General features: G+C 65.3%; 17 protein-coding genes. 6 read left to right on the forward strand and 11 right to left on the reverse strand.

From position 1 onward, the window contains the following. Window positions 1-12: 12 nt before the first annotated feature. From FHP89_RS18090 to FHP89_RS18100, 3 genes are all read left to right on the forward strand, one after another. Window positions 13-594, forward strand: coding sequence for a YggT family protein (locus tag FHP89_RS18090; protein WP_144173852.1), 582 nt, complete (start codon window positions 13-15; stop codon window positions 592-594). Further along, window positions 591-887 (forward strand): DUF167 domain-containing protein, encoded by a 297-nt coding sequence (locus FHP89_RS18095; protein WP_144173850.1) that lies wholly within the window; start codon window positions 591-593, stop codon window positions 885-887. Before FHP89_RS18090 ends, FHP89_RS18095 begins: the two co-directional genes overlap by 4 nt. Before the next feature lie 65 nt (window positions 888-952). Beyond that, window positions 953-2,602, forward strand: coding sequence for an acyl-CoA synthetase (locus FHP89_RS18100; RefSeq protein WP_144173843.1), 1,650 nt, complete (start codon window positions 953-955; stop codon window positions 2,600-2,602). Between the two features lie 229 nt (window positions 2,603-2,831). Here FHP89_RS18100 and FHP89_RS18105 read toward each other — a convergent pair whose 3' ends face one another. Genes FHP89_RS18105 through FHP89_RS18125 form a run of 5 tightly spaced genes read right to left on the reverse strand, consistent with a single transcriptional unit; the run spans window position 2,832 to window position 6,600 of the window. Further along, window positions 2,832-4,109 carry a dihydroorotase gene (locus FHP89_RS18105; RefSeq protein WP_144173834.1) on the reverse strand — a complete coding sequence of 426 codons (1,278 nt, stop codon included), beginning with the start codon at window positions 4,107-4,109 and terminating at the stop codon, window positions 2,832-2,834. A gap of 25 nt (window positions 4,110-4,134) precedes the next feature. Further along, a complete protein-coding gene (locus FHP89_RS18110; protein ID WP_144173832.1) occupies window positions 4,135-5,094 on the reverse strand; it encodes an aspartate carbamoyltransferase catalytic subunit in 960 nt (319 codons plus the stop codon). Beyond that, window positions 5,087-5,590 (reverse strand): bifunctional pyr operon transcriptional regulator/uracil phosphoribosyltransferase PyrR, encoded by a 504-nt coding sequence (pyrR, locus tag FHP89_RS18115; RefSeq protein ID WP_144173830.1) that lies wholly within the window; start codon window positions 5,588-5,590, stop codon window positions 5,087-5,089. Before pyrR ends, FHP89_RS18110 begins: the two co-directional genes overlap by 8 nt. Beyond that, complete coding sequence (ruvX, locus tag FHP89_RS18120) at window positions 5,574-6,032, reverse strand: Holliday junction resolvase RuvX (RefSeq protein WP_144173827.1); 459 nt, start codon at window positions 6,030-6,032, stop codon at window positions 5,574-5,576. The genes pyrR and ruvX overlap by 17 nt, the downstream gene beginning before the upstream one ends. Continuing rightward, window positions 6,025-6,600 carry a YqgE/AlgH family protein gene (locus tag FHP89_RS18125; protein ID WP_144173825.1) on the reverse strand — a complete coding sequence of 192 codons (576 nt, stop codon included), beginning with the start codon at window positions 6,598-6,600 and terminating at the stop codon, window positions 6,025-6,027. The genes ruvX and FHP89_RS18125 overlap by 8 nt, the downstream gene beginning before the upstream one ends. A 96-nt stretch (window positions 6,601-6,696) precedes the next feature. Between FHP89_RS18125 and FHP89_RS18130 the strand changes: the two genes are divergently transcribed. Next, window positions 6,697-8,145 carry a cryptochrome/photolyase family protein gene (locus FHP89_RS18130; protein ID WP_144173823.1) on the forward strand — a complete coding sequence of 483 codons (1,449 nt, stop codon included), beginning with the start codon at window positions 6,697-6,699 and terminating at the stop codon, window positions 8,143-8,145. Between the two features lie 19 nt (window positions 8,146-8,164). Here FHP89_RS18130 and FHP89_RS18135 read toward each other — a convergent pair whose 3' ends face one another. From FHP89_RS18135 to FHP89_RS18160, 6 genes are all read right to left on the reverse strand, one after another. Further along, window positions 8,165-13,807, reverse strand: a complete 5,643-nt coding sequence (locus FHP89_RS18135) for a hybrid sensor histidine kinase/response regulator (protein ID WP_144224979.1) — start codon at window positions 13,805-13,807, stop codon at window positions 8,165-8,167. Between the two features lie 31 nt (window positions 13,808-13,838). Further along, on the reverse strand, window positions 13,839-15,974 hold the full coding sequence (locus FHP89_RS18140) for a methyl-accepting chemotaxis protein (RefSeq protein WP_144179730.1): 2,136 nt from the start codon (window positions 15,972-15,974) through the stop codon (window positions 13,839-13,841). A gap of 45 nt (window positions 15,975-16,019) precedes the next feature. Next, window positions 16,020-16,532, reverse strand: a complete 513-nt coding sequence (locus FHP89_RS18145) for a chemotaxis protein CheW (protein ID WP_144179731.1) — start codon at window positions 16,530-16,532, stop codon at window positions 16,020-16,022. A 10-nt stretch (window positions 16,533-16,542) separates the two neighbouring features. Beyond that, window positions 16,543-16,908 (reverse strand): response regulator transcription factor, encoded by a 366-nt coding sequence (locus tag FHP89_RS18150; protein ID WP_144179732.1) that lies wholly within the window; start codon window positions 16,906-16,908, stop codon window positions 16,543-16,545. 11 nt (window positions 16,909-16,919) lie between these two features. Next, window positions 16,920-17,315, reverse strand: a complete 396-nt coding sequence (gene pilG, locus FHP89_RS18155; RefSeq protein ID WP_144179733.1) for a twitching motility response regulator PilG — start codon at window positions 17,313-17,315, stop codon at window positions 16,920-16,922. A gap of 98 nt (window positions 17,316-17,413) precedes the next feature. Then, the gene (locus tag FHP89_RS18160) at window positions 17,414-17,566 is read right to left on the reverse strand and encodes a rubredoxin (protein WP_144179788.1); all 153 of its coding nucleotides are present in this window, start codon (window positions 17,564-17,566) and stop codon (window positions 17,414-17,416) included. A gap of 248 nt (window positions 17,567-17,814) precedes the next feature. Here FHP89_RS18160 and FHP89_RS18165 point away from each other — a divergent pair, with 248 nt between their 5' ends. Continuing rightward, a complete protein-coding gene (locus FHP89_RS18165) occupies window positions 17,815-18,609 on the forward strand; it encodes a bifunctional hydroxymethylpyrimidine kinase/phosphomethylpyrimidine kinase (protein ID WP_186300415.1) in 795 nt (264 codons plus the stop codon). Next, window positions 18,606-19,259 carry a thiamine phosphate synthase gene (gene thiE, locus FHP89_RS18170; protein WP_144179735.1) on the forward strand — a complete coding sequence of 218 codons (654 nt, stop codon included), beginning with the start codon at window positions 18,606-18,608 and terminating at the stop codon, window positions 19,257-19,259. Before FHP89_RS18165 ends, thiE begins: the two co-directional genes overlap by 4 nt. Window positions 19,260-19,267 lie beyond the last annotated feature (8 nt).

Raw genomic sequence — 19,267 nt, forward strand, 5'->3', positions numbered from 1 at the left:
GAGCACGAAATCATGATGTCGAATCTCTTTCTTTTTCTCATCGAAGCGGCGGCGAGTTTTGCGACGCTGATGCTGCTCGCGCGCTTCTTCATGCAGTGGCAGCGGGTGAGCTTTCACAATCAGCTCGGCCAGTTCGTACTGGCCACCACCGACTGGTGCGTGCGTCCCTTGCGTCGGGTGCTGCCCGGCTTATTTGGTATGGATCTGGCCAGTCTGGTGCCGGCCTGGGTGATCCAGACGCTGGTGGTGCTGGTGCAGTTGATGGTGTTCGGCGCCAGTCTGGATGGCAATCCGGCGGCGCTGTTGCTGGGCTCGTGGGGGCTTGGCTTGGTCGGCGTGCTGAAAATGATGGTGTATATGGTGATCGGCATCGTGCTGATCTCGGCCGTGTTTTCATGGGTCAATCCGCATGCGCCGATGGCGCCGCTGTTCTACAGCTTGTCAGCACCTTTCCTGCGCCCCCTGCGCAAGGTGATCCCGCCGATCGCCAATGTGGATATCTCGCCGCTGATTCTGTTGCTGCTGCTGCAGATCGTGCTGATGCTGCTGTCGAATTTTGCTGGCGGCTTCTCGGGGATGATGCTCGCCCGATGAGCGTCTGGCTGCGCCCCGACGGCGATCATGCGTTGATGCTCAGCCTGCATATCCAGCCCGGCGCAAAAAGCACCGAGTTTGTTGGTTTGCATGGCGAGGCAATGAAGCTGCGCCTCGCTGCGCCGCCGGTCGACGGCAAAGCCAACGCGGCGCTGATCGCGTTTCTGGCGAAGTTTTCCGGACTGCCCAAAAGCGCCGTGACGCTGGTCAGCGGGCACTGTGCGCGGGCGAAGCGCGTTCGCATTGAGGGTGCCGATGCGGCGCTCAAAGCCCGGCTGGCCGCCCTCGGCTAGCGCCCCGCGCGCGTGATAGGCTGCGACTCATCGCCGTGTTTTCAGAGCCCCCAGGGAGATTGCGCATGGTCCCGGATACTTATGCGGAGCGCTACGCCGCGCATCGCTGGAAAATTCCCCACGTATTCAATATTGCCGACGCGTGCTGCCGGCGATGGGCGGACGCCCCCGAGCGTATCGCGATTCTGTCTGAAGACGCCGACGGGGCTCAGGCCAGCTACAGCTATATTGATCTGATGCGGGCGGCCAACCGCTTGTCGAATGTCTTGCGTGCGCGGGGCATACAGGCCGGTGATCGGGTAGCGATAGTCATGCCGCAGCGCTTCGAAGCCGCGGTGTCCTTGATGGCGCTGTTTCAGCTCGGTGCGGTCGCCATGCCCCTGTCGACCCTGTTCGGGCCGGAGGCCATGGCCTATCGCCTGCAAGACAGCCATTCGGTGGCGGCGATTGTCGATGCGCGCGGCGTCGATACGCTGAGCGCGGTGCGCGCCGAGTGTCCCGCGCTGACTACGCTCATTTGTGTCGATTGCGCGGCGGAAGACGCGCTGGACTGGACGGCCCTGCTGGCCGCGGCGAGCGATGAATTCCCGTGTGAAATCACCGCGCCAGATGACCCCGCGGTGCTGATCTATACCAGCGGCACCACGGGTGCGCCCAAAGGCGCGCTGGTGCCGCATCGCGCCATGCTCGGCAATCTGCCGGGCTTTGTGGCCAGTCAGAACGGGTTTCCGCAGGTCGACGCGGTGTTCTGGTCGCCGGCCGACTGGGCGTGGACCGGCGGCCTGTGGGATGCGCTGCTGCCCACGCTGTACTTCGGTCAGCCGATTGTCGCGTACAGCGGCCGTTTCTCGCCCGAGACTGCGTTCTCGCTGATGGCGCGCTACCGGGTCACGCACACCTTTTTGTTTCCCACCGCACTCAAGGCCATGATGAAGGCCTTCCCGGCGCCACGCACCGAATTTGATCTGCACCTGCGCGCCATCATGAGCGCTGGCGAGGCGGTGGGCGATGCGGTGTTCGACTGGTGCCAGTCGGCGCTGGGCGTGACGGTGAATGAAATGTTCGGCCAGACCGAGATCAACTACATCGTGGGCAACAGCGCCACCGAATGGCCGGCGCGACCCGGCTCGATGGGCCGCGCCTACCCCGGCCACCGCGTGGCGGTGATCGACGACGCCGGGCAGGTGCTCCCGCCGGGCGAAGAGGGCGAGGTGGCGGTGCATCGCCAGGACATTCACGGTGACCCCGACCCGGTGTTTTTCCTGGGCTACTGGAAGAACCCGGAGGCCACCGAGCGAAAGTACGTCGAGGGCTGGTGCCGAACCGGCGATCTGGCCACTCAGGATGCCGAGGGCTACCTCTGGTACAAGGGTCGCGCCGATGATGTGTTCAAGGCCGCCGGCTACCGGATCGGGCCGGGCGAGGTGGAGAACTGTCTGGTCAAGCATCCGGCCGTCGCCAACGCCGCCGTGGTGCCCAAACCGGACCCGGAGCGTGGCGCGGTGGTCAAAGCCTTTGTGGTGCTGGCCGAGGGCTTCTCGCCCAGTCCGGCGCTGATTGATGCACTGCAGCAGCATGTGCGTGACCAGCTGGCGCCCTATGAATATCCCAAAGAAATCGAGTTTCTTGATGCCCTGCCGATGACCACCACCGGCAAGGTGCAGCGGCGTGTGCTGCGCTTGCGCGAGCGTGACAAGTCAGAAGGGCGGGCCTAACCGGGTATTTGGCTGGTGCTTTGCTGGCGGGCGCGAGCAGCGGTTTCAGCCCGCTCATTCAGGCATGCTACGAAAAAAAGCCCGGGCCAGAGACCCGGGCTGAATCCACACCAAATTGTTGCGCGTGGAGGAGACGGCTCAACCATAGCGCGTTTTTTGTTGCGGCGCAACAAATTGCGATGCTGCCATGGTGAATTTCGTCTCACGCGCGCGAGAGGGTGTGGATTCTTCAGGGCTCGGCGTACATCACCTTGCCCTCAACCACGGTGTAGCAGACCTTGCCAGGCAGGTTGTGGCCCAGGAACGGCGTGTTCTTGCCTTGGCTGCGCAGTCGTTCGCGGGTGACGGTGGTTTCGCCTTCCGCATCAAAAATACAAATGTCCGCCCGCGCGCCGAGGCTCAATTGCCCCGCCTTGGAGCCGATGATTCGCGCCGGATTGATGGTGACGCGGCGCAGTGTTTCGAGCAAGCTGAGTTTGTGGCTCTGGCCCCATTTCAGGGCGAGCGGCAGCAGCAGTTCGATGCCGGTGGCGCCTGGCTCGGCTTCGGAGAAGGGCACCTGCTTGGCGTCGTCGTCGATGGGCGAATGGTTGGAGCACAGGGCGTCGATATCGCCGGTGGCCAGGGCGGCTTGCAGTGCGTCGCGGTCGCGCTGGCTGCGCAGCGGCGGGTTGAGGCGGCAGTGGGCGTTGAAGTAGCCGATGTCCATGTCGGACAGGTGCAGATGGTTGATCGAAACATCACAGGTGATGTCCAGCCCTTCGGCCTTCGCCGCGCGCACCAGTGCCAGGCCTTCGGCGCTGGACAGGCGGGTGATGTGCAGCTTGGCGCCGGTCAGGCGGGCGAGTTCGATATAGGTGAACAGCGCGATGGTTTCGGCGGCGGTGGGAATGCCGGGCAGGCCGAGGCGGGTGGCGACTTCGCCGTCATGCGCGACGCCTTCGTGACCAAAGCGCGGGGCGATGGGCTGCAGCCATACGCGATAGCCAAAGGTGGCGGCGTATTGCAGCGCGCAGAACAGCACCTGGGTGTCGACGATGGGGGTGTTGGCTTGGCTGAAGGCGACGCAGCCCGCGTCGACCAGCTCGGCCATTTCGGACAGGCGCTTGCCTTCGAGCCGCTCGGTGAGCGCGCCGACCGGATACACGTGGGCGCGGTTGAGCTTTTTGGCGCGATAGCACAGCATTTCGACCAGGCCGGGTTCGTCCAGCGGGGGGTCGGTGTCCGGCGGGATGGCCAGGCTGGTGACGCCGCCGGCCATGGCGGCTTCCATTTCGGATTCCAGCGTGGCGAGGTACTCGAAGCCGGGCTCGCGCAGCCGGGCGGCGAGGTCGACCAGGCCGGGGCAGATGATCTTGCCGGTGGCGTCGATGGTTTGCGTGGCAACAAAATCGTCGGGCGCGCTGCCGATGCCGACGATCTTGCCGCGAGCGATGTACACGTCTTGCTGCTGGTCGATGTCATGGGCCGGATCGATGAGTCGGCCGTTGGCGATATGGATCTTCATGAATGTGCTCGAATTCTGTGCGGGCTCAGTTGCTGCCCAGCATGCTCATGACAGCCATGCGGACGGCAATGCCGAAGGTGACCTGCGGGAGAATGACGGCCTGGGTACCATCGGCGACGGCCGAGTCGATCTCGACGCCGCGGTTCATGGGCCCGGGGTGCATCACGATGGCGTCGGGGCGGGCGACGGCGAGTTTTTCGGGGGTGAGCCCCCAGACCTTGAAAAACTCCTGGCCGCTGGGTAGCAGCGGGCCGCTCATGCGCTCGTTTTGCAGGCGCAGCATCATCACCACGTCGACATCGCGCAGGCCTTCGCGCATGTCGTGGAAGACGCGTACGCCGAGCTTGTTCAGGTCGGTGGGCATCAGTGTTTTCGGGCCGATGACCCGCACCTCGGGCACCCCCAGCGTGGTCAGCGCGGCGATCTGCGAGCGCGCCACCCGCGAGTGCAGCACGTCGCCGACGATGGCGACCACCAGACCGGTGAAGTCCTGCTTGTAGTGGCGGATGGTGTACATGTCGAGCAGCCCCTGCGTGGGGTGTGCATGACGGCCGTCGCCGGCGTTGATGACATGGATGTCGTGACGGCGGGTGTTGTGCAGGTGCTCGGCGATCAGGTAGGGCGCGCCGCTGGAGGCGTGGCGCACCACAAACATGTCGGCCTGCATCGCGCACAGGTTGTCGACGGTGTCGAGCAGGGTTTCGCCCTTGTTGGTGGAGGAGGTCGCCACGTTGAGGTTGATGACGTCGGCCGACAGGCGCTTGGCGGCGATCTCGAAGGTGGTGCGGGTACGCGTCGAGTTTTCGAAGAACAGGTTGAAGATGCTCTTGCCGCGCAGGATGGGCAGCTTCTTGATCTCGCGTTCGGCCACTTCGGTGAAGGGTTCGGCGGTGTCGAGAATGGCGGTGAGAATCTCGCGCGGGAGTCCGTCGAGGGACAGCAGGTGCTGGAGTTCGCCGTGGGCGTTGAGTTGGGGATTATGCATCGATCAACCTCAGGGACAGGCTGCCGTTGTCGGCTTTTTCGAGTTGCAGATTTTGCTTGCCACCGAGTGGTGTGGCCAGGGTGTGGCCGCAGAAGCGGGCGGCGATGGGCAATTGGCGTTCACCGCGGTCGACCAGCACGGCCAGATCGACCCGTGCGGGGCGGCCGTAGTCGAACAGCTCGTTGAGCGCGGCGCGGGTGGTGCGGCCGGTAAACAGCACATCGTCGACCAGAATGACCGAACGGCCTTCCATGTCGAAGGGGATGTCGGAGCGGCGCAGCTGCGGGTGCAGCCCCTTGGCGGCGTAGTCGTCGCGGTAGAAGGACACGTCGATGGTGCCCAGCGGGTGGCGGATGCCGAGCGCCTCGTGGAGCCGCTCGGCCAGCCAGGCGCCGCCGGTGTAGATGCCGACCAGGGCGGTGTCGTCGTTAACATGGGGCGCCATCTGTTCGATCAGCGCCGCAAACAGGGTGTCTGCGTCAGGCAGTTGGGGCATGGGCGGTTTGGTCCAGGTAGTACTGAAGAATGATTTGGGCGGCCACGGCGTCGAGCACCGGTTTGCGGTCGGCCCAGCGGCGCTGGCCGGCCTCGGCCAGCTGGCGCTCGGCCTCGGCCGAGCTGAAGCGCTCGTCGATGAGGGCCACGGGCAGGCCGAAGCGGCCGCCCAGTTGATTGGCAAAGCGACGACAGCGCGGGGTGAGTTCTTGCGGCGTACCGTCTTCCGACAGCGGCAGGCCGACCACCAGCTGCACCGGTCGCCATTCGTCGATCAGGCGGGCGATGGCCTCGAAGCGTGCGGCATTGGCTTCGACGGTGAGGGTGGTCAAGGCATTGGCGCGGCCGGTTTCGAATTCGCCGACGGCGATGCCGACGCGTGCCAAGCCGAAATCAAAGCCGAGCAGCGAGCCGCGCGCGGGCCGCGCCGCGCCCTCAGGCATGACCGGCAGACTCGGACAGATTGGCAAAGTCGATGCCGAGCAGCTGCATGGCGGCGGCAAAGCGCTCTTCGGCGGGCAGGTCGAAGACGATGCTCAGATCGGCCGGCGCGGTCAGCCAGGCGTTGTCGGCCAGTTCCTGTTCGAGCTGGCCGGCATCCCAGCCGGCGTAGCCGAGGGTGACCAGCACGTCCAGATCACAGCCTTCGGTGGCCATGGCCTGGAGAATGTCTTTTGAGCTGGTCAGGCCGACTTCGTCGTTAACCTTGAGCGTGGCGCTCCAGTCGCCGGCCGGGCGATGCAGTACGAAGCCACGATCGGTTTGCACCGGGCCGCCAAAATAGACTGGCTGCTGGGCGTAGCGGTCGCTCTCAAGTGCCATGTCGACGCGCTCGAACAGCGTGGCCAGGCTCATGTCGATGGGGCGATTGACGATCACGCCAAGCGCACCGCCGTCGTTGTGCTCGGCAATATAGGTGAGCGTGCGGGCAAAATTGGTGTCCGCCATACTGGGCATGGCGATCAGGAAGTGGTGGGTCAGGTTCATGTCGGGGGTCGTCACACCGTGCATTTTAAACGCACGGATTTTCCGGGGAAAGCGCAGCGCACCCGGTTGGGCGCCTTGTCAGCCACAATTTACACTGAAGCACGGTAAGGAGCAGGATGAATGGGGCAAAAAGCATTGGTGTGGTTCCGGCGCGATCTGCGTCATTTCGATCACGCGGCCTTGTATCACGCGTTGCGTGACTACGAGTCGGTGTTCTGTGTGTTCGTGTTCGACCGCGATATTCTCGATGCGCTCCCCTCGCGCGAGGATCGTCGGGTGGGCTTTATTCATGCCGCGCTGGTCGAGCTGGATGCGGCCTTGCGCGCCGCCGGCGGCGGCCTGGTGGTGCGTCACGGCCGGGCTGTCGACGAAGTGCCCCGACTGGCGGAAGCACTTGGCGCCGACGCGGTGTATGTCAATCGTGACTACGAGCCGCAGGCCATCGCGCGAGACGCGGCCGTGGCGAAAGCCTTGGCGTCAGCGGGGCGGGCGCTGCACGACTTCAAGGATCAGGTCATCTTCGAGCAGGACGAGATCCTGACCAAGGGCGGCACGCCGTACAGTGTGTTCACGCCGTATCGGCGTGCATGGCAGGCGGCGCTGACGCCGGATCGACTGCAGTCGTATCCGGTGGGAGATCACCTTGCGGCGTTGCGTCCGCCGCCCGCCGGCGCGGCGCTGCCGACACTGGATGCGATCGGTTTCTCGGCGGGCAATCTGGCCAGCCTGCCGATGCCGACCGGCATGTCAGGCGGCGAAGCCTTGTTCGCCGATTTTCGGGATCGCATCGACAGGTATCGAGCGTTGCGCGATTTCCCGGCGCGAAAAGGCGTGTCCTATCTGTCGGCGCACCTGCGCTTCGGTACGGTGTCGATCCGCCAGCTGGCGAGCTATGCCTCGTTTCAGGGTGGGCAGGGCGCGGAAACCTGGTTGAGTGAGTTGATCTGGCGGGAGTTCTACCAGATGGTGTTGTGGCATCGGCCCGAGGTGGTCGATCATTGTTACCGGCCGGTTTATGACGCCCTGCAGTGGGACGACTGGCCGGAGGGCTTTGCGGCCTGGTGTGCCGGGCAAACCGGTTACCCGCTGGTCGATGCGGCGATGCGCCAGCTCAATCAGAGTGGCTACATGCACAACCGGCTGCGCATGATCGCGGCGTCCTTCCTGACCAAGGACCTGGGGATCGACTGGCGTGCCGGCGAGCGCTATTTCGCGCAGCAGCTGATCGACTACGATCTGGCGGCAAACAATGGCGGATGGCAGTGGGCGGCGTCGACAGGCTGCGATGCGCAGCCGTGGTTTCGCATCTTCAATCCGGTCACGCAGTCGCAAAAATTTGATCCGGCGGGCGCGTTCATCCGGCGCTATGTGCCGGAACTGGCGGCGGTGCCGGATCGCGACATCCATGCGCCGTGGACGCTGCCGCCCCTGACGCAATCGGCGCTCGGCATCCGGATCGGTGAGACCTATCCGGCACCGATTGTCGATCACGCCGAAGCGCGCGCACGAACCCTGGCCCGGTTTCGGGCAGTCACACCGGCCGATAAGGCATTGGCCGACGCATCGTGATGCGTCGGCCTGCGGTGGGTCAGTGTTTGGCGGGGCCGGTGTATTCGCGAATCAGGGCGAGCAGTTCTTCTTCCTGATAGGGTTTGCCGAGGTAGTGATCGACGCCGATCTGGCGCGCGTACTCGCGGTGCTTGTCGGCCAGTCGCGAGGTAATCATGACGATCGGCACGGCCTTGAGGCGCGCATCGTTGCGGATATTGCGCGCCAGGTCGAAGCCGTCCATGCGCGGCATTTCGATGTCCGACAGGATGACGTCCGGCAGCGTGTCGAGCAGCTGTTCGAGCGCATCGACACCATCCTTGGCGGTGACCACGCGGAAGCCTTCGCGTTCGAGCAGGCGGCCGGTGATCTTGCGCACGGTCAGCGAGTCATCGACCACCATCACCGTGGGTTCGACGCTGGCGGCGACCGCTTTGGTGACCGGCAGGGCGGTGTCGGTGCCTTGGCTGGCCTGCGCGCCGGCCAGTGCGACCGGGTTGATGATGAGTACGATCTCGCCGTCGCCAAGCACGGTGGCGCCGGTGTAGCCCACCAGACGGGCAAGCTGCGGGCCGGCCTTCTTGACCACGATTTCCTGGTTGCCGCGCAGCGCGTCGACATGCAGCGCGAGCGTCTGGGTGCCAGAGCGCAGCAGCAGCACCCAGTTGAAGCGTTGCGCCTCGGGCTGGGTGTCGTTGTCGCCGAGCAGCCGCGGCAGGTAGCGGTAGCGGTAGTCGTTGTCTTGCCAGGTCGTGCCGCCTTCGGCCTGCAGGGCGGCCAGCGGGGCAGCCTTGAGTTCCATCACCTGCGCCACCATGTTTGACGGAATGGCATAGGTGCGTCCGGCGGCGCGCACCAGCAGCGCCTGCGTGACCGCCAGTGTGAGCGGCAGATAGAGACGGAAGCGGGTGCCGTTGCCCGGCGTGGACGTGACATCGATGCGGCCGCCGACGGAGGCGGTTTCGGACTTGACCACGTCCATGCCCACACCGCGGCCCGACACGGCCGACAGGCTGCCCGCCGTCGAGAAGCCGGGCAGGAAGATCAGGTTGGTGAGGCGGCTTTCGTCGGCGATGTCGTCGGGGCCAAGCTGGCCGTTTTCGCGGGCACGGGCTTCAATGCGCGCGAAATCGAGACCGGCGCCGTCGTCGATCATGTCGATGACCACTTCGTTGCTTTCGTGGCGAACGGTCAGCTGGATTTCGCCGATCTCTGGTTTGCCGGCGGCCTTGCGTGCCTCGGGCGTTTCGATGCCGTGGGCAATGGCGTTGCGCAGCAAGTGTTCGATCGGGCTGGTGATGCGTTCGAGCACCGAGCGGTCGAGCTCGATACGGCCACCGCGCAGGTCGAGGTTGGCACGCTTGCCGAGGTCTTTGGCGCTCTGGCGAACCACGCGGTAGAGGCGGTCGGCGAGGCTGTCGAAGGGCGTCATGCGAACCGACATCAGCGCCTGCTGCAGGTCGCGGTTGAGCCGGCCTTGCGAGGTCAGGGCGGCGTCGGCGCCGTCGAGGTTGCGCAGCAAGGTGTGCTGCACGGTGGTGACGTCGTTGACGCTCTCGGCCATCATCCGGGTCAGTTCCTGCAGCCGGGTGTAGCGGTCCATCTCGAGCGGGTCGAACTCGGCGTGCTCGGACTCGGCCTGCGCGATGCGGGTTTGCATCTGCGTGTCGGCCTGGATTTCGAGTTCGCGCAGCTGGTTGCGCAGGCGAATGACGTTTTCGGTCAGGTCGAGCAGGGCGCGGCGCTGAGTGCGCAGTTCGCCTTCGACCCGGGTTCGGGTGATGCCGATTTCGCCCGCGTCGTTGACGAAGCGGTCGACCAGATCGGCGCGCACCCGCAGGGTGCCGCTGGTGGCGGCGCCAACGTCGTCGGCGGTGATGGCGACGGACTCCGCTTCGGGGGCTGCGGCATCGGGTGTCTCAAGCATGGGCAGGCCATGCGCCAGGCGATCCAGATACTGCTGCGCGATGTCGGCGCCTTGGTCGAGGCTGTCGAATAGCTCGTCGGTGGCCGTTTCGCTGACTTCAAGGCGGCTTTCGAGGGCGTGCAGGTGCTCGCCGAGGCTCATCGCCCCGGTCATGCGCGCGCTGCCCTTGAGGGTGTGCAGCAAGCGGGCGACGGCGGCGGCTGCCTCGGCGTCGGCGGGCTCGGCACGCCAGCTGCGCAGCGCAGCGCCCAGTTCGCTCAACAGATCCGAGCATTCTTCAAGGAAGATCGGCAAGAGCTGTTCGTCGATGTCGTCGTGAACATCGAGAACTTCCGGCTCCGGCGGCGGGTTGTACCCGGCGGGTGCGGCGGGCGCGTCGGTGGCGGCCAGGGTGGTGCTGTCGGGGGCGTCGAGTACGGCGGCGGCCTCGTCGGCTGGGGCGGGCGTCGTGCTGTCGGGTTCGGCGCTGGGGCGTAGCAGGGCGTCGAGCTGCGTCTCCAGCATGGGCGCGGGCAGCGGCTCGATGCCTTTGATGATTTCGCTGACCATCGCATCCAGCGTATCGGAGGCGGTGCCGAGGACGGCGGTTTGTTCTGCACTGGGGGTGCACTCGGTGTCGATCAGCCGGGCGAAGGCGTGTTCGAGTGCGCGCCCGAGGCTGAGGGCACCGTTGAACCCGGCCGTGCCGGAAATGCCGGCCAGGGTGTGCGCCGCGCGCAGGGCTTCTTCCTGCGGCATGCGGGTGGGGTTGGCTTGAAGCTGTGTGATCTCGCGGTGCAGCGTGGCGAGATGCTGACGTGCTTCGTTGATATAGAGCTGATAGAGCGGGCGCGAGAGCGTCACGCCGCCGACCGTGAGCGTGTCGCTCTCGACGGGGGCTTCAGGCTCAGGCTCAGGCTCAGGCTCAGGCTCAGGCTCAGGCTCAGGCTCAGGCTCAGGCTCAGGCTCAGGCTCAGGCTCAGGCATGCGTTCGGCATCCGGCGCGGCGTCGCTGGCGACGGTCATGTCGGCAGCGGGTTCGATTGTGCTTGCCGCTGCGTCAATGGCCGCTTCGGTGTCGGTGGGTGCGTCGGCGATGGCCGGGGCGTCGATGTCTTCGAGCAGTTCGAGATCGGCGAGTTCTTCGTCGTCAGCGTCGGAGGCCGTGGCGCTGTCGTCAGCCACGATAGGCTCCAGCGGGCTGTCGTCGGGGCCTTCGTCGACGGTAAGGCCGTCGAGTGTCGGCAGCGACAGGTCGGTGCTTTCCAGATCGGAGATGTCGAGGTCGGTGTCGGTCAGGTCGAGTGACAGATCGCTCGGTGTTTCTGTCGAGGTGCCGACCTCGGTGTCAGGACCGGAGGTGTCGTCGGCCTCGGGCAGTGCGTGTTCTGTTGCGCTGTCAGCGGCGGCTTCAATGTCGTCCAGCGTCGGGGCGTCTTCGCCCGGCGACTGTTCGCTGTCTTCGGGGCGCTCGATACTCATCAGGCGCGTGGCTTCGGCCACCATGCGCTGAGCGTCGTAGGCGGTGCTGCCACCGGCCACCAGCTGATCCACCCAGGCGGAGAAGACGCCGTGCGATTCGCCAAGCAGGGCATGCAGCGCCGGGGTGGGCGACCAGTCGAATTGCAGCCAGCGGTTGAGTGCCTGCTCCATCGACCAGGCGGCTTCACCCAAGGCGTTGAGACCGACCATGCGGCCGGAGCCTTTCAGGGTATGGAAACCGCGGCGGACGATGGTCAGCGCGTCGGCATCGGCCGGGTTGGCGCGCGAGGCAGCCAGATTGGTGGCAATGTTGCCGAGGACTTCGCGGGCTTCTTCGATGAAGATCTCGAGCAGTTCGGCGTCGATTTCTTCATCGCTGGCGGCCAGCAGCTGGCTGGCTTCGGCAGAGGGGGCAGGCACCGGCACGGGCGCTTCGGGGCGATCCTCTTCGTGCTCAATGGCGGGTTCGACGACGGGCTCAAGCGCTTGCGGACCCGGCTCGGTCTCCGGCTCGGTGGCAGGTGTGTCGGCGCTGCTGGGCAGATCCGGCAGGGGAACGTCGGCCGTCGGCAGCGCTGGTGTGGCGTCGGGCGCTGAGGTCGCCGTGTTCGCGCTATCGGCATCGGCGGTGTCGTCTTCGACATAGCCCACCAGATGGTGGCGCTCGGGGCGTCCGCGGCGCAGGCTGTCGATATAGAAGCCCAGCGCCGAGAGTTGGTCGGCGAGCGGCTCGAACAGTTCGGTGTCGGGCGTCTGCTCGGTGTCCAGAAACTGGGCAATCATGGCTTCGCAATCGCTCAGCGCATTGTGGGCATCCTGCTCGTCGAGCAGGGTGAGAATGGACTCGACTTGCTGCACCGGCGCGCGGATGCCGGAGAGCACCTCGCGCTTCTCGGGGTGGCGGAAGAAGCTGTCGAGCGCTTGTTCGACCTGCGCCAGGCTGACCTGCATTTCCTTGCACAGTTGGGCAACCGCGCTGTGCTCCTGGGCCATCCGGGCGGCATCGCTGACTTCGCTTTTGGCGACCGATTCGCCGCGCGAGCAGGCTTCGATGCGCACGATCGACTCTTCGACCTGGGTCGAGAATGCCGGATCGGGCACGCGGCCGGAATTGAGTGCGTTTTCGGCCAGCAGCAGGGCCGAGGCCACTTCCATGGAAATGGCCTCACTGAGGCGCAAGGGGTCTTTGCGCAGCCACTGCGCGAAGGCCGATAGCGTGGTCATCAGGCGCACGAAGGCGGGGCGGCCGAGTTTGCGTGCGGCAGCGGCCAACGAACCCATGCGATCTTCGAAGTTTGGCAGGGCGGCGGCCGTGCCTTCGGCGAACTGATCCCAGGCTTCTTTGGCAAGGCCGAGCTGGCCGCGCAAGTCCGCCAGCAGCGGCGCCAGGGGTTGTTCGCTGATCGCGGCATTGGGCGGCGGCAAAAGGGCGGGAAGCCGGTACAGCGCGTGGAGTGCCTTGATGAGCGGCGTGGTGGCCGGGGCGCGGGCCACCACGTATAGGGCGTCTCGGTGCAGGCGCTCGGAGACTTGCCCGCTCCCGGCCAGCAAGCGGCGGATCTGTGCGTCGATCCGGCTCCCGAGGCGGCGAATATAGGGCGAGTTCTGCACATGGCCTTCGGCCAGCGCGTCAAAGAAAGCGGTGGCCGCCAGCCACAGCGCGCGGCTGTTCGACTGGGTCTGGCGTGATTCGATGCCGGCGACGGCATCGCGCATCTGCATCGGGCCGGCCGGATTGTCGGGCTTTTTGATCCAGGCAAGCATGCCGCGCTGGAACTGGATGCGCAGGCCGCGCAGCAAGCGGGTTTCGGTGGCGCTGTCGAGTGTTTGCGGTGCGACGCGGCGGGGGACGCTGGTGCTCAGGTCGGGGAAAAACAGATCGCCTTCGCTCGGAGCCTCCACACCGCGGGCCAGCGCGATACGCGCGTGCAGGCGGGCCAGGCGCAGGGCCTGGTCGGGCGCGCCGTGGGTCAGCTCGTCCAGATAATTTCCGATGGCGGCGATGGCACGGCGGCACAGGTCGGCCAGCTCATTGGAGAATTCGGGCTCGCCGCGGGCCAGATCGCCCAGCAGTTTATCGACGCTGTCGGCAAACTGGGTCAGGCCGTCCAGACCGATAATCGACAAGGCGCCGCGCGCTTGGTGCAGATGCGATTGCGCAAACTGCAATTGGGTCGTGCGCTCCTCGTCGGCAACGGCCTTGTCGATGGCCTCCAGGGCGCGAGCGAGCGCTTGGTCGATTTCTCCCTTGACCCAGGTCAGGGGGCCAAGGTCGTGCTCAATGACATGACTCATGCGTGCTGCCTCGTGGCGCGGGCGTTCCGGATCAAACCTTGAAGCCGGAAACGGACCCTTTCAGTTCGACGGCCAGATCGGCCAGTTCGCCAATGGATACGGCGGTTTGCTTGGTGCCGCGGGTGGTCTGTTCGGTAATGGCCTGGATGCCGCGCATCGACTCGGCCACGCGGGTGGCGCTGGCGGCCTGGCGTTGCGTGTCGGTGGAAATCTGTTCAATCAGCGAGGCGGTTTCGGACGACACGCTGCGGATCTCGACCAGGGCCTGACCGGCAGAGTCGGACAGGGCGGCTCCGGCCACCACGTCGCGGGTGGCGGTTTCCATGGCGGACACCGCGTCCTGCGTGTCGGTCTGAATGGTCTTCACAATCGCCGAGATCTGCTTCGTGGCTTCGGCCGAGCGTTCGGCCAGCCGCTGCACTTCTTCGGCAACCACGGTAAAGCCGCGGCCGGCTTCACCGGCGGAGGCGGCCTGAATGGCGGCGTTGAGGGCGAGCACGTTGGTCTGTTCGGTAATGTCCGAAATCAGTTCCACGATTTCGCCAATCTCCTGGGACGACTCGCCCAGACGCTTGATGCGCTTGGAGGTTTCCTGGATCTTTTCGCGAATCTCGTTCATGCCCTTGATGGTGTTTTCCACCGCGTCACGGCCTTTGTTGGCCGAATCGAGCGAGCGGCGCGCCACCTGGGCGGACTGCATGGCGAGTTCGGAGGCTTCGGTCATGGAGCGCGCCATTGACTGCACGGTATCGCCCACTTCTTCGAGTTCTTCGGACTGTCGCTGGGCGGCGCTGAGTAGCTCGTTGGAGGTGCGGCGGGCAGCCTCGGTAGCGCTGGTCACGCGGCCGGCAGCGTCGTTGATTCGGCGCACCAGCACGGCGAGTTCTTCAACCGTGTAGTTCACCGAGTCGGCAATGGCGCCGGTGATGTCTTCGGTCACCGTGGCGCGGATGGTCAAGTCACCGTCGGCCAGATCGCCCATTTCGTTCATCAGGCGAAGAATGGCTTGCTGGGTCTGGTTCCGCTCGTCTTCGGCAGACTTCTTCTGGCCTTCGGCTTCGAGCTGTCGGGCGCCGAGGTCGTCACGATACATTTTCACCATGGCGATCAGGGTCAGCACGGCCAGCGCACCAATGACGGCAATGGCCAGCGGCAGGGTACCGAAACCGCCGTAGTAATCGGCGTAGCTGCTGGTCAGCTGGTTGGCCTGCTCGGACAGCGGGCGGGCGTTGTCGATGATTCGGCGGCCGGCCTGCTTGGCCTGCACCAGGTACTGAATGTTGCCGAGAATGCCGGAGACCGCGGCCAGACTTTCGTTAGCGACGGTTTCGAGTTCGGCGAGTTTTCCGCGGGTGGTGCCATCGGGCGTCATCTCTTTGAGCTGACCGAGAATCTCGCGGAAGCTGTTGGTGTCCTTGCCGAGCAGGAAGGCCACTTCGGGGTCGATGGCGTCGGCCACGAGCAGCGCGTTGGCGTTCTTGGCGATCCGCTGGGTCAGCATCACCAGACGGTTGGCGGTGGCGATTTCGCGGGCGCTGGCGCCGCCTTGCAGCTTGAGCGCGGCCACTTGCTCGGTGATGTCGAGCAGTAGCGCGTTCTTTTCGTTAATGGTTTCCACCGAGGTGCTGAGCGTGGTGAGGTTCTTCTCTTGCGCCAGCAGCAACTGGGTGTCTTTGTCGGTCTTGGCCCAGATGGCGGCCAGACTCTCGAGCGGCGCCGCGAACGGGGCAGGGCTGGCCGGCACGGCGCTGTCGGCTTTGGCCGGGCTGACCTGGCCCCCGGTGGTGACGGCGGCGAGGAGACGGTCGAATTCAGCGCGGCCGTTGCGAAGTTCGGCAAACGCGGCGGCATCCCCTTGCAGCGAGAGCTGACCGGACTTGGCGGTCTGCTCCGAGAGCATGCGCATTTCACCGGCGGCGAACAGGTAGGACGTGGCGTTGGCCGCCTGTTGCGTCTGCTGGTAGATCAGGACGCCGAGGGCGATGACGAGCACGAGCAGGACCGCGCCCAGCAAGCGAAGCTGATCGGCGATCGGGCGTTTGCCCAAGATGGCCAACCCTGGGCGCGCGGCCGATGCGTTGCCGGCTTTTTGCGAGGCCTCGGACTCCATGATGGTGGGGTCCTGGGCGGCAGCGCCTTTCAGGGAAGAGGTGGTCGTTGTTGCCATGGCGTTCGCTCCGTGTGGATGGGCGAGGTCAGAAAGAAGGCGAAGTCAAACTGCGCTTGCTTCGAGGAATTCGGTGTTCGTGAGCAGCTGCGGGACGTCGATGTGCTTCCAGCGGCGACCGTGCAGATCGTTCACATGGCGAGGAATCCACGCCACGGGGGTTTCCGGTGTGTCACCGGGTTCAAAGTCTTCGGGGCTGCGCAGGCCGACTGTGTTGCTGACCAGCAAGGCGCAGTTGGCGCCGTGTCGGGCGCCGATCAGGACGAGCCGGGCGGTGCCGGCCAGCGAGGTGGTGGGGCCGCCGCAGAAGGCTGACAGGTCGATGACCCCGAACAACGTGCCGCGCACATTGGCCAGGCCGCGGAACCACGGCTGGGTGAGCGGGACGCTCGCCAGCGGCGGGACGGACAGGATTTCGCCCGCGTCAGCCAGGTCAACCAGCCATTGTTCGCCGCCGGCGGTCAGGCCCAGCAGGTCGCGCCGCGGCGCCGATTGTGCATCGGCGAGGCGTCGGACAAGGCTTTCCTGAAATTCTCTGAGGCTGATGCGCTTGGCCATGCGGGGCGGCTCAGCCGATGGCCTTGATGCGGGCCAGCAACTCGGTGTGGTCGACCGGTTTGACGAGGTAGTCGTAGGCGCCCTGACGCATGCCCCAGATCTTGTCGGTTTCCTGACCCTTGGTAGTGCAGATGATGACCGGAATGGAACGCGTGGCTTCGTCGCGCGAAATGGTGCGCGTGGCCTGGTAGCCGTTCATGCCCGGCATGACCACATCCATCAGGATCAGGTCGGGCAGTTCGCTCTTGCTCTTGGCAATGCCTTCTTCGCCGGTTTCGGCGGTGATGACCTGGTACCCGTTCTTGGTCAGCGCTTCGCTCAGTGCGTAACGCTCCGTCGGGGAGTCGTCGACGATGAGAATTTTCTTGATCGGCATGGAAGTTCAACTCACTCGGTGGATTGGAGGGGCGTGCCATGCGTGGCTACGGCCCGCAGCAGACTGTCCTTGGTAAAAGGTTTGGTCAGGTATTCGTCGGAGCCGACCATACGGCCGCGCGCCCGGTCGAACAGGCCGTCCTTGGAGGACAGCATGATGACCGGGGTCTTGGTGAGGCGGGCGTTTTTCTTGATCAGGGCGCAGGTCTGATAGCCGTCGAGGCGCGGCATCATGATGTCGACAAAAATGACATCGGGTCGGTGGTCGGCAATCTTCGCGAGGGCGTCGAAACCGTCTTCGGCGAGCACCACCTGGCAGCCCGCCTGCGCGAGAAAAATCTCAGCACTGCGTCGAATGGTGTTGCTGTCGTCAATCACCATTACTTTCAGTCCGGTCAGATCAACCATAGTCACCCTGCGTATCGGTTTGCGCTGCTCATGGAGCGCTGCACGAAGTCTTGTCGTGTATCACTATCGGACAATCATTTCGCATCTTGAGCGAAAGTTTAGATTTCGACCATTTCGAAATCTTCCTTGCGCGCTTCGCACTCGGGGCAATTCCAGTTCGGGGGAATGTCTTCCCAGCGTGTTCCGGGCGCAATGCCTTCGTCTGGGAGTCCGGCGGCTTCATCGTAAATAAAGCCACAGATCAGGCACATGTAGGTCTTGAAATCAGTCTCGAGCATCGGTGTTCGCGTCTGCCTCGTCCGAGTCGTCCTGCTCCGCCAGCGGGGGGCGCCGGCGGAAAAGGAAGCTCGTGTCTCGTGTGTGTTCTTGTCCCGATTCCGCGGTAACGGCTCGCTCACGCTGAGATGGGCGCGGGATGCTAAAATTTGCGGCATCTTACCGTATTTTGCTGCGCATGCCAGTGCGCGGCGGTCCGCCCGGCTCGAGGCGGGAGACATCAATGCGTCATGTTGCTGCTGTTCTAGTTGTCGGCCCGGCCGACCCGACCTCCGCTGCCGGCGTGACTGCCGATGTCCTGACCATCGCGTCGCAGGGGGCCTATCCGCTGAGTGTCGTTTCGGAAATGTGCCTGCGTGACACCGCGCAATTCGACGCGCGCATCGCGCTTGACCCCGAGCTCGTGCTTGAGCAGGCGCGGATGATTCTCGAAGACGCGCCGGTTGCCGCGATCAAGCTGACCTTGCCAGGCTCGGTTGATATGGTGGTGGCGCTGGCCGGGCTGGTGTCTGACTACGGGAACGTGCCGCTCGTGATCGAGGCGCCGTCGTTGATTCTGAACGAAGATGACACCGACGACTCCCCCTTGTCTGCTGCGATCGAACTCTTGTTGCCGCAGGCGGCTGTGCTGGTGGGTGATGTCGCCGTGTGCCGTCGCCTGGTGAGCTCGGCGTTTGAGGGGGACGAGTCGCAGTTGAGCGTCGAAGACCTCGGTGCCGCCTTGTGTGCGACGGGTGCGGACCATGTGTTGTTGCTCGGCGGTGCTGCCGGCGTGCAGGTGGTGCACGTTTTGCATGGGTCGTCGGGTGTGGTTCGTCGTGATGTGTTCGAGCGCGCTTCGGTGCCGGTGCTGGGCCTGGCCAGTTCCGTGTCGGCGGCGCTGGCGGCCGGCCTGGCCGAGGGGCAGGGTGTCCCCGCTGCCGTGCAGGCAGCGCTGCGTTGTGCGCATGCCGCCGAAGGCCGACACTTCCGCCTGGGCATGGGCACTGCGGTGCCTGGTCGCGGGACGCGCAAATGAGCGTCGCGACACCCCCGATGCGCGGCCTGTATCTGGTGACCCCCGACTGGGACGACAGCGCGCGCCTCTTCAGCGCGGTTGACGCCGCGTTGGCGGGGCAGCCGGCTCTGCTGCAATACCGCAACAAGTCGACGGACGCCGCCCGGCGGCTGAACGAGGCCTCGCGGCTCGCTGCACTTTGCCGGCGCGCGGGTGTGCCCTTCATCGTCAACGACGATCTCGAACTGGCGCTGCGTGTCGAGGCCGACGGCGTGCATCTTGGCCGGGACGACGGCGCGCTCGAGAGGGCGCGCGAATGCCTGGGCGCCGACCGGATGCTCGGCGTGACCTGCTACAACGATGTGGCGCGGGCGGAGGCCGCCGAGGTGCTCGGCGCCGATTATGTGGCCTTTGGCGCCATGTTTCCGTCGCCAAGCAAACCGCAGGCGGTGGTCGCCACGCCGGCCGTGCTGTCGCTGGCGCGCCAGCGTTGCGCGGTGCCGGTCGCGGCCATCGGTGGCATCACGCTGGAGAACGCCGCGCCGCTGGTCGCAGCGGGTGCGGACTTGCTTGCGGTGATCAGTGATGTTTTCATGGCGGCCGATGTGGCCGCGCGCGCGGCGGCGTATGGCGCCCTGTTTGATGGTGCGACACCGCCCGCCAGGCCCTGACCGCGAAC

The sequence above is a fragment of the Denitromonas ohlonensis genome (assembly GCF_007625205.1).
Classification (GTDB): domain Bacteria; phylum Pseudomonadota; class Gammaproteobacteria; order Burkholderiales; family Rhodocyclaceae; genus Nitrogeniibacter; species Nitrogeniibacter ohlonensis.

Excerpts from the sequence above, each read along its gene's own strand:
- FHP89_RS18090 (WP_144173852.1), top strand. The coding sequence starts at position 13 with ATGATGTCGAATCTCTTTCTTTTTCTCATCGAAGCGGCGGCGAGTTTT.
- FHP89_RS18095 (WP_144173850.1), top strand. The coding sequence starts at position 591 with ATGAGCGTCTGGCTGCGCCCCGACGGCGATCATGCGTTGATGCTCAGC.
- FHP89_RS18100 (WP_144173843.1), top strand. The coding sequence starts at position 953 with ATGGTCCCGGATACTTATGCGGAGCGCTACGCCGCGCATCGCTGGAAA.
- FHP89_RS18105 (WP_144173834.1), bottom strand. The coding sequence starts at position 4,109 with ATGAAGATCCATATCGCCAACGGCCGACTCATCGATCCGGCCCATGAC.
- FHP89_RS18110 (WP_144173832.1), bottom strand. The coding sequence starts at position 5,094 with ATGCATAATCCCCAACTCAACGCCCACGGCGAACTCCAGCACCTGCTG.
- pyrR (WP_144173830.1), bottom strand. The coding sequence starts at position 5,590 with ATGCCCCAACTGCCTGACGCAGACACCCTGTTTGCGGCGCTGATCGAA.
- ruvX (WP_144173827.1), bottom strand. The coding sequence starts at position 6,032 with ATGCCTGAGGGCGCGGCGCGGCCCGCGCGCGGCTCGCTGCTCGGCTTT.
- FHP89_RS18125 (WP_144173825.1), bottom strand. The coding sequence starts at position 6,600 with ATGCACGGTGTGACGACCCCCGACATGAACCTGACCCACCACTTCCTG.
- FHP89_RS18130 (WP_144173823.1), top strand. The coding sequence starts at position 6,697 with ATGGGGCAAAAAGCATTGGTGTGGTTCCGGCGCGATCTGCGTCATTTC.
- FHP89_RS18135 (WP_144224979.1), bottom strand. The coding sequence starts at position 13,807 with ATGAGTCATGTCATTGAGCACGACCTTGGCCCCCTGACCTGGGTCAAG.
- FHP89_RS18140 (WP_144179730.1), bottom strand. The coding sequence starts at position 15,974 with ATGGCAACAACGACCACCTCTTCCCTGAAAGGCGCTGCCGCCCAGGAC.
- FHP89_RS18145 (WP_144179731.1), bottom strand. The coding sequence starts at position 16,532 with ATGGCCAAGCGCATCAGCCTCAGAGAATTTCAGGAAAGCCTTGTCCGA.
- FHP89_RS18150 (WP_144179732.1), bottom strand. The coding sequence starts at position 16,908 with ATGCCGATCAAGAAAATTCTCATCGTCGACGACTCCCCGACGGAGCGT.
- pilG (WP_144179733.1), bottom strand. The coding sequence starts at position 17,315 with ATGGTTGATCTGACCGGACTGAAAGTAATGGTGATTGACGACAGCAAC.
- FHP89_RS18160 (WP_144179788.1), bottom strand. The coding sequence starts at position 17,566 with ATGTGCCTGATCTGTGGCTTTATTTACGATGAAGCCGCCGGACTCCCA.
- FHP89_RS18165 (WP_186300415.1), top strand. The coding sequence starts at position 17,815 with ATGCGTCATGTTGCTGCTGTTCTAGTTGTCGGCCCGGCCGACCCGACC.
- thiE (WP_144179735.1), top strand. The coding sequence starts at position 18,606 with ATGAGCGTCGCGACACCCCCGATGCGCGGCCTGTATCTGGTGACCCCC.